Source organism: Paenibacillus ihbetae, assembly GCF_002741055.1.
GTDB classification, from domain to species: Bacteria; Bacillota; Bacilli; order Paenibacillales; family Paenibacillaceae; genus Paenibacillus_AQ; species Paenibacillus_AQ ihbetae.
Genome location: NZ_CP016809.1, coordinates 2,055,785 through 2,068,049 on the forward strand (window position 1 = coordinate 2,055,785; position 12,265 = coordinate 2,068,049).

General features: G+C 50.9%; 11 protein-coding genes. 3 read left to right on the plus strand and 8 right to left on the minus strand.

All coding sequences use genetic code 11. From position 1 onward, the window contains the following. The first annotated feature begins 215 nt into the window (after nucleotides 1-215). The 3 genes from BBD41_RS09325 to BBD41_RS09335 all read left to right on the plus strand — a co-directional run bounded on the left by BBD41_RS09325 (nucleotide 216) and on the right by BBD41_RS09335 (nucleotide 2,761). Nucleotides 216-1,523, plus strand: coding sequence for a WYL domain-containing protein (locus tag BBD41_RS09325; RefSeq protein WP_099477383.1), 1,308 nt, complete (start codon nucleotides 216-218; stop codon nucleotides 1,521-1,523). Further along, on the plus strand, nucleotides 1,510-2,340 hold the full coding sequence (locus BBD41_RS09330) for a WYL domain-containing protein (RefSeq protein WP_077569557.1): 831 nt from the start codon (nucleotides 1,510-1,512) through the stop codon (nucleotides 2,338-2,340). Before BBD41_RS09325 ends, BBD41_RS09330 begins: the two co-directional genes overlap by 14 nt. A gap of 148 nt (nucleotides 2,341-2,488) precedes the next feature. Continuing rightward, the gene (locus tag BBD41_RS09335; RefSeq protein ID WP_099477384.1) at nucleotides 2,489-2,761 is read left to right on the plus strand and encodes a hypothetical protein; all 273 of its coding nucleotides are present in this window, start codon (nucleotides 2,489-2,491) and stop codon (nucleotides 2,759-2,761) included. 23 nt (nucleotides 2,762-2,784) lie between these two features. On the opposite strand, the gene BBD41_RS09340 is transcribed toward BBD41_RS09335, so the two are convergent. The 8 genes from BBD41_RS09340 to BBD41_RS09380 all read right to left on the minus strand — a co-directional run bounded on the left by BBD41_RS09340 (nucleotide 2,785) and on the right by BBD41_RS09380 (nucleotide 12,262). Next, the gene (locus BBD41_RS09340; protein WP_157929282.1) at nucleotides 2,785-3,441 is read right to left on the minus strand and encodes a hypothetical protein; all 657 of its coding nucleotides are present in this window, start codon (nucleotides 3,439-3,441) and stop codon (nucleotides 2,785-2,787) included. A 188-nt stretch (nucleotides 3,442-3,629) separates the two neighbouring features. Continuing rightward, nucleotides 3,630-4,190, minus strand: coding sequence for a sugar O-acetyltransferase (locus tag BBD41_RS09345; protein ID WP_099477386.1), 561 nt, complete (start codon nucleotides 4,188-4,190; stop codon nucleotides 3,630-3,632). 161 nt (nucleotides 4,191-4,351) lie between these two features. Continuing rightward, nucleotides 4,352-4,900, minus strand: coding sequence for a delta-aminolevulinic acid dehydratase (locus BBD41_RS09350; protein ID WP_099477387.1), 549 nt, complete (start codon nucleotides 4,898-4,900; stop codon nucleotides 4,352-4,354). A gap of 49 nt (nucleotides 4,901-4,949) precedes the next feature. Beyond that, nucleotides 4,950-5,624: a uracil-DNA glycosylase gene (locus BBD41_RS09355; RefSeq protein ID WP_099477388.1), complete on the minus strand. Its 675-nt coding sequence runs from the start codon at nucleotides 5,622-5,624 to the stop codon at nucleotides 4,950-4,952. 548 nt (nucleotides 5,625-6,172) lie between these two features. Further along, nucleotides 6,173-6,610: an NUDIX hydrolase gene (locus BBD41_RS09365; RefSeq protein ID WP_099477389.1), complete on the minus strand. Its 438-nt coding sequence runs from the start codon at nucleotides 6,608-6,610 to the stop codon at nucleotides 6,173-6,175. A gap of 920 nt (nucleotides 6,611-7,530) precedes the next feature. Then, the gene (locus tag BBD41_RS09370) at nucleotides 7,531-9,009 is read right to left on the minus strand and encodes a DEAD/DEAH box helicase (protein WP_237087042.1); all 1,479 of its coding nucleotides are present in this window, start codon (nucleotides 9,007-9,009) and stop codon (nucleotides 7,531-7,533) included. A 582-nt stretch (nucleotides 9,010-9,591) separates the two neighbouring features. Beyond that, nucleotides 9,592-10,467, minus strand: coding sequence for a radical SAM/SPASM domain-containing protein (locus BBD41_RS09375; RefSeq protein WP_099477390.1), 876 nt, complete (start codon nucleotides 10,465-10,467; stop codon nucleotides 9,592-9,594). 271 nt (nucleotides 10,468-10,738) lie between these two features. Next, nucleotides 10,739-12,262 carry a M56 family metallopeptidase gene (locus tag BBD41_RS09380; RefSeq protein WP_099477391.1) on the minus strand — a complete coding sequence of 508 codons (1,524 nt, stop codon included), beginning with the start codon at nucleotides 12,260-12,262 and terminating at the stop codon, nucleotides 10,739-10,741. Nucleotides 12,263-12,265 lie beyond the last annotated feature (3 nt).

Below are 12,265 nucleotides of genomic sequence, written 5' to 3' on the forward strand. Positions count from 1 at the left end.
GGGACTTGTTTGCCTCGGCCGCGCTCGCTCGCGCTCCGCAGGTCCCTTTTCGGTGCACGGTGCTTCTGTTGCCTCTATCTTCGCGCATTCCCGGGACGTTGAACATGGCAAAAGTATTACGAAGCGGCAAATCCGGGATTAAAGTTTTCCGTTTCACTGCATTTCAACCCCTGATACAATAGACAGATAGCCTGCTTAACGAACGGAGGTTGACCATGGCCAAGGAAAGCTTTGATAAGGAGATCCAGTTTCTGCGCATGCTTGCATTGACGAGCGGCGCTTACAGCCGGCAGCAGTTCGCCGACCGGCTCGGCATTTCCGTACATACCTTTGATAAAACCATCCGAAAGCTAAAGGACATCGTCAGCACCGTGCACCAGCAGCTGCCCATGGAGCAGGGCGCCGAGCTGGCTGATGCCCTCCGGTTCAGCTATTATGAATCGGCCGATCCGGTGCTGCTGTTCCTGTTCCGCGCCAAGTCGGTCAAGGAATCCGAAGGACTCCGGATTTCTCTGCTTCTCAGCGCCATGCGCGATGAGGCCTTAACCGTCTCGGAGCTGCTGGACGCCTGCTGCGGCGGAACCCCGGATGGAGCTCCCTACCCAGATGAAAAAACGGTCCGCTCCGATCTGAAATATCTGGAGGAGGTCGGCGTCATTTGCAGGGAGCCCGGTCCCCGGCCTTACCGGTACCGGATCCGCAGCGAGCTCGTCCATGAGCTGTCCGAAGAGGAGCTCCTGGACCTCTACGACTTCGTTGATATCATGGCGAATACGCAGGTCCCGTCCGTGCCGGGCTATCTGCTCCGCGACGGGCTTAAAAAGCAGCTGCAGCGAAGTGAAGCGATGCCGTTTACCGAAACCTTTTTATACAAGTATCACTATCATTCCCGCATCTTAGACGAAGCGCATCTGTTCACCCTCCTTAAGGCGATCCGCAACCGGCTCAAGGTACGCTTTCTGTACTTTTCGCCGAAAACCGAGCTCAGCTATGCGTCGAAAAATACAAACCCGTTGTTTGAGCGAGAGTCCAAGGGCAGATGGGAGAAGGTGCTTCCGTTGAAGGTCGTTTACGACCATCAGTACGGCAGATGGTATCTGCTCGCCAACGGCCGGGAAGGCATTCGCAAATACCGGATGGAGGGCATGACTCAAATTGAGGAGGACGCGGCGGTTGACGAGGCTTGGTTCGAGGCAAAAATGCAGGAGCTGGAGGAACGCATCCGGCACAGCTGGCTGATCGATACCGGCCGTCCGGTGGAGGTTCGGGCCCGATTTTTCCACCCCGGGGTCTCCGGGCCGAGCTTCGTGAAGGAACGCGTACTGCTGCAAGGACAATGGGGGGAGATCATCGAAGAAGACGAAGTCTCCTTCATATACGAAATTACCGTGAACGGAACAACCGAAATCAAGCCTTGGCTGCGGAGCTTCGGCTCTGCCTGCGAAATTCTGGAGCCGCTGACGCTCCGCCAGGAAATGATCGACGAATGGAAGGAGATCCAGGCCGCCTATGAATCCGTTTGAAAAAATATTCAACTACCAGATCCTATCCCGTCTCGAAGACTCGGGTACGTTCATGGTGACCTCGCAGGAGCGAAGCTGGCTGAAAACGATGCTGGACCATCCGGCTGCAGCGGATGCCTTCTCCCCTGCCACGCTGGAGAAGCTGCGGGCGATCCTGGAACCCGATGCGGGAATGGAAACCCCGGAGCATCTGCTGGAAAAAGCGAAGGCCGCCGGCAAACCGGTCGTCCACCCGCTGCTGCGGCCATTGCGCCGAGCGATCATGCGCAAGCGCGCGATCAACATCTCCTACGCGATCAAGGGCGGGCGTACCCATGCGGACCAGCCCGGACTGCCATATAAGCTGGAGTTCTCCATGGTCAAGCAGGAGTGGTACCTGCTCTGGTATCACCGGAAGAACCGCTCGCTGCTCCGCACCCGGCTGTACAGCATCCTGTCGGTGTCCGAGGAGCCGATCGCCGAATCCGATGCGGACCGTATCCTTGAGAGGCTTCCACGACTGCTTGATGCAAGGCGGACGGAAGCCGTCATTGACGTCGTCCCCCGGTATAACGGGGAACTGTCCCGAATTCTGTACGCCCTCTCCTGCTTCGATAAGGAGGTAACGTACGACGAGGAACAGGATACCTACAGTGTCCGTCTATCGGTGCCCGGTGACGAGCAGGAATATCTGCTATCCAAGCTGCGCTTTCTCGGCCGGCGGGTGCGCATCCGGGAGGGAGCCTATTTGCGGCGGCGGATGCTGGAGTCATCCACGAAGGCGCTGGAACGGTACGGCATCGTCCCGGCCAGTAAGGAAAAAGTGCCGAAGGGATAGGGAAATTGTGTAAGTGAGGTGAATGCATGAGGAGCATAAGATGTTTCGTTAATGTATTGGGTAAGATTTTCGCGATGCTGTTGTTGGTTATGGCCATTGGCTGCTCAGGGACCAGCAAGCAGGATGTGCTGGATTTTCTATCATCCGATTGAAAGATCAATATAAAATCCACTTAGTCTATGAAACCTACTCGGGCCTCGACATGAAGCTCCTTGAATTCATGAACTCCAGCGATGAGCTCCTGAAAGTAATTCAAGGCATACAGGTGTATGATCTCGAGACCCCGACAAACCAAGAGATCGCGGACACAATCGGCCTCGACCGATTTCCTGCGATCATCGTAACAAACGATAAGGAAGTGGTGCTGGAAACTCAGGAGCTGGAGGACATTCGAAGCTTTTTCAATGATATTGTTCAGTAACACCAATCCATTGCTCTCCTATTTTAAAGTTTGGATCTTCTTTTCCTAAGCAGCATGATTGCGGCTCCGATGATGGCGAATCCGGCAAATATAACAGCTCCCACGGTATAATATTTCCCATGTACATTCGTAGAATCAGATGGAAACAGTCTTCCCCCCGCTGAACCAGGAGGGAGCTTCCGACTTTCTTGATAGTGCTGAATCAATTGATTTCCAAGCGATTGGATGTCGATTTCCTGTGCACTGCTCAGCTTAGGTTCACCTGCTGTTTGTACATACTTCTCGTTTTGACTAATCCCCAACAGACCAAGGGCTTGATCGTAGATCAGCTTGGTATCCGGAGCGGCTGCGGATTGTTGGCGGGCATCGATAATTGCCTCAACCGGGCCGGTTCCACTCGAAAGCTTAAAGACGCTCCAAGCCCCATTTTCTTTGGTAACGTCTACGTTCCCTACCGGTTTGCCGTTCTCCTCCATAACAAATAAATACCCGCCGTGTTCAAAAATATCATCGCTTGTGTGCTCCCCATCCGCACTCGAAGACTTAAGAAATTCGGATGAGACGATGTAGTAAGGGTGCCCTTCACCAAGCTGGACATCCTCTGTGTCGGTGATTCCATAATCATCTTTAACCGGACGTAAAGAGCCTGATGTGTAAGTCATAAACTCCGGGGTCACCATTTCCCGAATATCCTCGACGGGATCTACGGCCGCCTCAGCCGGGTGGATCATAAACAGCGAAAAGATCATCAATAGGACGAAACCCAGCTTCCTTTTCACAGGCAACATCATCCCTCCCCACTTATTTCACCGAGAAGTGACAACACAGAGGCAAATCTGATCGGCTGCTGATTCTATATTCGTCTCTTTTATATGTGAATTTCTTTAATCACCTTCGCAGGATTGCCGCCGACAATCATGTTGTCCGGAACATCTTTGGTCACCACGGCTCCTGATGCGATAACCACATTATTGCCAATCGTAACACCCGGATTAATGACGGCGCGTCCGCCAACCCATACATTGTTGCCGATCATAACCGGCTTCCCGTATTCCGGTCCCTTGATCCGTTCATACGGATCCACCGGATGCGTAGCCGTGTAGATGTGAACGCCAGGTCCGAACATACAGTTATCGCCAATCCGTACCTCGCATACATCCAGAATGGTGCAGTCAAAGTTGGCGAAAAAATTTTCACCGACATGAATGTTGTAGCCATAATCAAATCGGATGCTCGGCTCCATCTTCAGGTTATTCCCGGTCGATCCCAGCAGCTCTTTAAGAATCCGCACCCGCAGTTCCTCGTCGGCTTCGGTGGTTTGGTTATACATGCGCGTCATCCGTCTGGCATAGGCCTGCTCACGCACCAATTCAGGGTCCCAAGCCTTGTATAGCTCTCCATCGAGCATTTTTTGCTTTTCTGTTTTCATGTGGTACTCCCAATCCTCTCTCATATCATGTACTACCATCACCGGCGACTTTCTTATGTATTACGGTTGTACGGCGGATCTCCAAGGACTTTCCTGCGGAACAGCTAGGAGATGGCAATTAGCATTTTCTATAGTCTATCTGTCTTACTACATGCATCGTTTCATTCATACAAACGGTACATGGACAGCTCGCTGCTCATAGGTACGGTCATCTTGAAAGCTTCCTTCACATCCCGGCCCTGCTGAATGATCTCATAGAACAGCCGCAGCACAAACATCAGCGCATCGTTGCCGTCCGGATAGTCATCCGGTCCGATGAACATTTTACAGCCCCGGGCAAGGAACGCTTCGGCCAGCGCCGGATCTCCCAGCGTGCAGCCATTCGCGATCACCGTCTTTCCGTCCAGCCTCGCAAATCGCCGGATCTCGTCCGGCCCGAAATCGCCTCTCGGTTCGTTCGGCTCATACACGTCATCACCGAGCTCCGGCATGATTAGACGGCCTTCATCCCCGTGAAAGCTCAGCAGAATCATATCGGTGCCTTCATATAAATCATCGCCGGACAAGACGTCGATCAGGTCATTCGGCCTGCCGATCCAGTAGGTAAAGACACGTACCCCGAAACACTCCAATGCCGCTCGCACGGCCTGGGCCTCCATATCACTATCCGGTCCGCATACCAGCGCGACCTGCATGACAGGCTTACTCATTTTCTCCATTCCTCCTGTTAACCTAACGATATTTTGGAGCGCAGAGCCCTTATATATTGGGAATCTGCCAATCGATCTCCGGCAGACTCGCCTCACGCAAGAAGCGGTTAGCCCGGGAGAACGGACGGCTTCCGAAAAAACCGCGCATTGCCGAATACGGGCTCGGATGCGGTGACCGGATCAGATGATGTTTCGGGTTCGTAATCAGCTCCGCCTTCCGCTGGGCATGGCTCCCCCACAGCAGGAAGACGACCGGCTCCTCCTTCCGATTCAGCGTCTGGATCACCTGATCCGTGAAGGTCTCCCATCCCATCTCCTTGTGCGAATTGGGCGTGCGGGCTCGAACCGTCAGCACCGTGTTCAGCAGCAGCACTCCTTGCTTGGCCCAAGGAACAAGATAACCGTTGTTCGGAATATCGCAGTTCAGATCATCGTGCAGCTCCTGAAAAATGTTCTGCAGCGACGGCGGCGGCGTCACGCCCGGTTTGACCGAGAAGCTCAGCCCATGGGCCTGCCCCGGCCCGTGATAAGGGTCCTGCCCCAGAATGACCACCTTCGTATCGGCAAACGACGTATAATGCAATGCGTTAAAAATATCGTACATATCCGGATAAATCCGTCTCGTCCTATACTCTTCCGCAAGAAATTTGCGCAGTTTCATATAGTACGGCTTCTCAAACTCCGGTGCCAAATAGTCGGCCCAGTCATTTCTCAGAATCGCCACTGTGTATCACCTCGGTTAAAACAATGGATGTTGGGTAAGGGGCTTGTCCTAAATTATCCATTTTTGAAAATGTCGTATGCGCTTTATAGAACAGTTGAAGGTGCATGTTCCCATTCCTTACTGAATGCCATGCCAAAGCTTCTTACGGACTCCTCATGGACGGCTAGCGTAAAATCCTGGTCCGATCCTAAAAATCTTAACCTGTAGCAACCTTCTGATCCTGTCTCCTCCCAGTCCAGCTGATATAGATGTTTTTCGAACGACATGAACAATCCTTTCGAAGGCATGCTGTGCAGGGGTTCAACGGGAAAGTGTGAAGTAACCTTGATATAGTTCCTGATCGTTATATTGGTCCAGCCAAACTCCAGGTCATATACAAGCTGCCCCGCCTTGCAAAATTTGAACTGAAGCCGACACCCCTCATCTTCACCAGGTATACGGGATATGAAGATGAATTCAACCCATGTCCCCGGCTCACGCATATCCTGAAGCACCGCCAAAGGATGACCCCCTTTGCCAGGCATACTCTATCATTCGTTAACGAACTTTCACAATGAACAGCTGTTCTCCTTTATCAACGCTGCTCTCCTAATGCTCTCTTTCGTCCAAGGCGGCGCTTGCGGGTGATTCATAATCGCCTCGTAATCCAGCCAATGGACCGCTTCGACCTCGTCCGGACTTTTGCAATAAGCCGTTCCTTCATCGTATTCACACATGAAAACCACGTTAATGACATGACTGCCATCATCAGTTACAAAGGAAGAGCTGTATACGAACGCAGCCTCATCTTTAACCCGGATTCCGACCTCTTCGAACAATTCGCGCCTTACCGTTCGCTCAAGAATCTCCTGCGAATGCCCTTCGGCATCGACTTTGCCTCCTACAAGCGAGAGAGTTCCCCCGGCATGCTCCTCCTTCATGCTGCGAGTAATCAGGAGCCATTGCCCGTCCCTGCATACGGCACCTTCCACGTTGACGATGAACATCGAATCGCCCTCCTCTTCTTCATAACTTTAACATGATTTTCCTGTTAGTGGAACGGAAGCAGACATTGGAGAATTCACGTCTGCACGGCAGCTATAAATTTGCGTTTAGACTTGCTGGTCCATGTTCCAAATCGGTTTGCAGGGGGCAGCCCAGGCCGACTTTTATCATTCGCAATATGCAAAAAGCTTTCGAGGCATTTTTTCAAGCAAGCTTCCCGGTAAAGGACCTTATGTAAGTTCGTCAGCTAATCAAAAGATTACTAATCTTTCATAAAAGAAATACATTGTATCAACTTTCCAGAATCTACTATAATAAGTCCGGAATTGGATTTCTACTTATTCCAAATATAACGAATCGGAGCCGAAGGGATGAAATAAATAACTTATGACAATGAAGCCAATTCATTTGTAGCGGGAACTACGAATTGGATTGTCGAAGGTGGGAAACTACATGAAATTGTTCGATAATGATATCCGAACACGATCCCGATCGAAATGCCAGATATAAAATTATCCATAATCCAACCCAAAATGACGCGTATGAAAAGCCCATAGCCTAATCCCCAGTACGACCGTTTGTCCTTGCTCATTGCCTTTCCCACTACATCCCGCATCATTTCCTGTATATACGCTGGAATATTGCTATTGTTCCAAAATTGTTAGATGCATCCTCGTTAGTCGCCCATTCAAACGAAACTAAATAACCAGTCACCGATTAATTTACGGCGACTGGCTGCTTAAACTTGCAAGGCGTTTGGATCCCTGTCTCACAAACGGGGGTCAGTCCCAACAAGTGAGACAGGGTGCTTTCTATTAGGGGGATTGTCAGAAATGCCAGAATGCCCGTATACATCGTGCGCACGATGCGTAGTTTGGAGTATGCCCGGGTGGCTGTCGCCTATAAAATCATCCCTCATACGTTATTTCTTCATACGAGGATCTGCCCGTCTTGCTTCCCTTTTTGAATCGGACTTGCGCTTACGGGCTTGGCCATCCTTAGGGTTCAGAGCAGCTTCCGACTTCAGTTTACGTGCCATCTCTAAATACGGATTATTAACGGCTTCCGCTTTCGGCTTACGTGGCGAATTCGCGCTTGAATCGCGAGCCGCGTCTGATTTCGGTTTACGAGCCTTGTCGGTCTTTGGCTTGCGAGTGGTATCGGCTTTCGGTTTAGCAGGTCTGACTGCTGCCGACTTAGCTTGGCCGGGCTTGGCCGAGCCCGATTTCGGGGATTGGTCTACCTTGGCGGCTCTTAATGAGCCGGACATCGGATAGGCATGATCCTTCACTTCCGGAATGGACTTTCCGATTAACTTCTCAATATCCCGGAGCAAAGGTACCTCGTCCACTTCACAGAACGAAATTGCCGTTCCACTCAGCCCCGCGCGCCCTGTTCGGCCAATCCGGTGAACATACGTTTCGGGGATATTCGGGAGGTTGAAGTTAATGACATGTGACAGCTCGTCGATATCAATGCCTCGCGCGGCGATATCCGTTGCCACCAATACCCGCGTCTCACCGCTTTTGAAATTATTAAGTGCGTTCTGACGGCTGGTTTGCGATTTGTCGCCGTGAATGGCCTGAGCCGTAATATTCACCTTGTTCAGACCGCGCGCAACCCGGTCAGCTCCGCGCTTCGTACGGGTAAAGACCAATGCGGAGGCAATCGATGGATCCTTCAGCAGCTCGTTCAATTGCTTCTGCTTACTCCCCGTTTCCAGCAGGTACACGGATTGCACGATACGCTCGGCCGTAGAGGAAACCGGGGTAATCTCTACTTTCACGGGATTATGCAGTAGTGTTTTGACCAGCTGGGTGATTTCTGAAGGCATCGTTGCCGAGAAGAAGAGCGTTTGTTTTTTGCTCGGCATTTTGGCGATGATCCGCTTCACGTCATGTATAAAGCCCATATCCAGCATACGGTCAGCTTCATCCAGCACCAAAATCTCCACATGCTGCAGATCGACGTGCCTCTGATTTATGAGATCGATAAGCCTGCCCGGGGTGGCGATGAGAATGTCCGCTCCTTGCTGAAGGGCCCGCTCCTGCGTTTTTTGCGAAACGCCACCAACAATTGCGGTCGAACGCAGCTTCGTAAACTGGCTATAAGCTTTGACATTATCCGAAATTTGCAGGGCAAGCTCGCGAGTCGGCGACAACACCAGCGCGCGAATGCGGCGTCCCATACCTGGTTTAGGAGGGTGTTCGTTTAACAGCTGGATCATCGGTACCGAAAAAGCAGCGGTCTTCCCTGTCCCGGTTTGGGCACAGCCCAGCAAATCTCTGCCGGCTAACACAGCCGGGATGGCCTGAGCCTGAATAGGCGTCGGCGTCTTGTAATTCTCCTTGGCCAGCGCCTTGAGAATGATCGGGGATATATTTAAATCTTGAAATGTCATGGGATCTCCTTTATGGTGAATACCTGAAATTTAAGTCTAACACATAACGATACCACAGATCGGCATAAAAAAAGAAGCGGAATTTATCTCCGCCTCTTGAAGTCCGGCTATGCTGTTGGCGATTCCCCGAATTGTTGATATAGCTTTTACCTAACCTTAATGATCCTCCAGCATTGCTTTTACATGGTCAAGCGAAATCTTGACACTTTCATAGCCATCGATCTTGAGCGGTCTGCTCAACAACGACCCACTTGTAACCCAAGGCCTTGGCCTTTCCGATAATGCCCTTCAAATCAAGGATGCCTTTGAATACCGGCAGCAAGGGGGCTAAAGGGATGCTTAGGTCAAGTGGGAACTCATAACCTGGTTCAGGATTACTTTTTCAAGAAAAAAATAAGGAGTATAACGAGGATCGCTACTAGAGTAGTGAAGCATCCTGTTTGATGACCTTAGTTTTTCTTCAAGGCTTTCTTGGTCAAGATCTCGTTTGCTATTCACATTTCTCCCTCCGCTAAGGAAACGGGATTTCCAAATTCATAATTCTGTATACTACACGATCAATGGCTTTTATATGCAATCAGATTACGCCCCAAATCTCTGTCGATACCCGCATTTTCGGCACAGCTCCTCGACGGCTTCCCGGCGCGAAAATCCATCCACGAGGTTATTGGCCCGCTCTCCGTCAACGATATCCGAGAACGACGTTCGGTGGATATTACCCAAATTAATGACGCCTTCCCCGTCCAGACAGCACGGCACGACCGTCCCGTCAACGAGAATGGCGGCCTGGGTGCGAAGCGCATGACAGAAGCCTTTGCCGTCATCCTCAGGTGCCGACAGGCTTGGCCATTGGAATTCGTAGTCCTGGTTCAGGTAGACGTTCTCGGCCACCTTCACTCCACCGCCGGGCTCCACCTTTTCCTCGATGCGGTAGTCGAGATTAAATTCCTTCTCCAGAATTTCAAGCGTCTGGCGGTTTCGCTGCTTCTCCAGATTCGTTTGGTTGTCCTGCGTCAAATTCCACAAACGGAAGGAGAAGATCACATTATGCTCCTTAGCATCCCGTACGAAAGAGAGAATGTCCCGCAAATATCCCTCACGGTCCGTGGAGCCGACATGGCCGTCAAAGCTGTGGAGCGAGAAGTTCATCTGCCTTAAGGCCGGCTTGCCCAGCAGCTTGTGCCGGTTCTTCGCGATCAGCGTACCGTTGGTCGTGATGTTGACCTTGAACCCTTTTTCATGGCTAACATCCAGCAGCTGATCGATCTTCGGATGAAGCAGGGGCTCCCCCTTCACATGCAGATAAATGTAACTCGTATGCGGCTTGATCTCGTCCAATCTTCTCGCAAAGTCCTCCACTTTAATAAAGTTGGCCTTTCGCTCCGTAGGCGGGCAGAACGTGCAGGCCAGATTGCAAATACTCGTAATTTCTATGTAAACCTTCTTAAATTTCTTCAAGATCTTATCCCCTATCCAGATGTCTATGATCGCATGATCACGATCTGCTAGTTTGCTAGCTATCAATCATCCACATCGTACCATAGGCTGGCATTTACAGCTACACCTACAGCTGCAGCTGTAAATATTAATCTGGTGCCATTCTGTATAAAGCGAAAGAAGAGGGAGCCCCCTCTTCTCTCATTTTTGCTTTAATTTAACGTTCATCGTTTATGTTTGAATTCATACTTATCACCATCATACTCAGCAAGCTCTTCAAGTGTCATGAATCTTAGCGTGACGGAATTTCCCGAGGGACCTCGTTCGGCTGCAGCTTATAGTTCTCCTCGACAGGTCGAGCTTCTGTTGAAGGAGCTACAACTTGGTTGCCTTCACTTACGACCACCTCCGAAGGAGCTGCTACTTTGGGCTGGATTACAACCTGGTCTCCTTCATTATGAACGCCAGCTTCCGCAGGGGCAGCTTCTGTTGGAGGTGCTACAACATGGTTCCTTTCAATCTCAACGACCGCTTCCACGGGGGCTGCCTCTGTTGGAGGTGCTACAACATCGCTTCCTCTATTCTCGACAATGACCGCCATAGGGGCCGCTTCTTTGGGATGAGTTACGACTTGATTTCCTTTATTCTCAACGACGACTTCTATAGGGGCAGGGGCAGCTTCTTTGGGATAAGTTACAACTTGGTTCCCTTCATTGCCAACTCCGGCATCAGAAGGCACTAATCTAGGGGCCGCCTCTTTGGGTTTAGCTTCCGCCTGACTTCCCTCATTTTCAACGACTTTGGGCGAATTGCCAGATGCCCATGCCGCTGCGGATGTGCTAATTGCACCCACCAAAAACAATGCTGTTATTGTGAGATACACTGTTTTCTTTTTAGGCTTCTTTACATTAAGCATCATCATCAATCTCCTTTTCAATTGTTTGCCGTCGCCGGATAAGGAGGCACAAAATTGCACGGGCAGGTTCCTTGATCCTGCCATGACGCTTAAGATCGTCTCCCCATAGCGTTTTCGCTGGGCATGGGACATCTCTTTTACGACTTCTTCATCACAGGAGAGCTCGCTCCAAAGATGAATATCCTTGCGAAGGATGTGCACCAAGGGATTAAACCAGTGCAAGGCGCTTGCTCCGAGCGTGAACGCTTTGATCCATAAATCCTTCCGTTTCAGATGGACCACTTCATGACGAATCACCATGTCCAGGTTGACGGTATTCTCTATAGGGAGATAAATGGTTGGTCTCCATAGGCCGACGAGAACGGGACTCCGAACGATGGAGCTGTATGCAAGCCTGACGCTGCTTTTCACGCCAAGGGCCTTCTTGATGAAAGCGAGCTGTTTGGCTGCTTCGCTGCTTTCCGGAGCGATCGTACGGGTTGGTTCTAGTTTCATTAAAAATCTGCGATAACAATACATCTGCCATGCAGCAAAAGCTATAGCGCCGAGTGCCCATAAAACAATAAGTACAACGGCTGCGGTTGCTGACAGGGTCAGTTCCGGTACAAGCGGCTTCAGATGAATTCCTGAATACGGACCAAGCAGCACGTGCTGCACAGTTGAAGGCAGCTCGTTCGCGGTGGGAGCGGTTGCTGTTGCATGAAATGTAAACAACGGCGAGATCCACTGAATGCCAAGGGCTACGGGTACAAGATAAAAGCCTACCGCCATTTTGCTCATTCCATAGCGCCACTTTGCAGGAAAGACATTGGCGGATACGGTCCGCAGCAATAGTATGCAGGCTACGACGGCACTTCCAGCAACGGTAAGGGTAAACAGCATTTGGAGAATTGTATTCATCAT

Excerpts from the sequence above, each read along its gene's own strand:
- BBD41_RS09340 (WP_157929282.1), bottom strand. The coding sequence starts at position 3,441 with ATGGTGACCCCGGAGTTTATGACTTACACATCAGGCTCTTTACGTCCG.
- BBD41_RS09330 (WP_077569557.1), top strand. The coding sequence starts at position 1,510 with ATGAATCCGTTTGAAAAAATATTCAACTACCAGATCCTATCCCGTCTC.
- BBD41_RS09370 (WP_237087042.1), bottom strand. The coding sequence starts at position 9,009 with ATGACATTTCAAGATTTAAATATATCCCCGATCATTCTCAAGGCGCTG.
- BBD41_RS09380 (WP_099477391.1), bottom strand. The coding sequence starts at position 12,262 with ATGAATACAATTCTCCAAATGCTGTTTACCCTTACCGTTGCTGGAAGT.
- BBD41_RS09345 (WP_099477386.1), bottom strand. The coding sequence starts at position 4,190 with ATGAAAACAGAAAAGCAAAAAATGCTCGATGGAGAGCTATACAAGGCT.
- BBD41_RS09365 (WP_099477389.1), bottom strand. The coding sequence starts at position 6,610 with ATGTTCATCGTCAACGTGGAAGGTGCCGTATGCAGGGACGGGCAATGG.
- BBD41_RS09325 (WP_099477383.1), top strand. The coding sequence starts at position 216 with ATGGCCAAGGAAAGCTTTGATAAGGAGATCCAGTTTCTGCGCATGCTT.
- BBD41_RS09350 (WP_099477387.1), bottom strand. The coding sequence starts at position 4,900 with ATGAGTAAGCCTGTCATGCAGGTCGCGCTGGTATGCGGACCGGATAGT.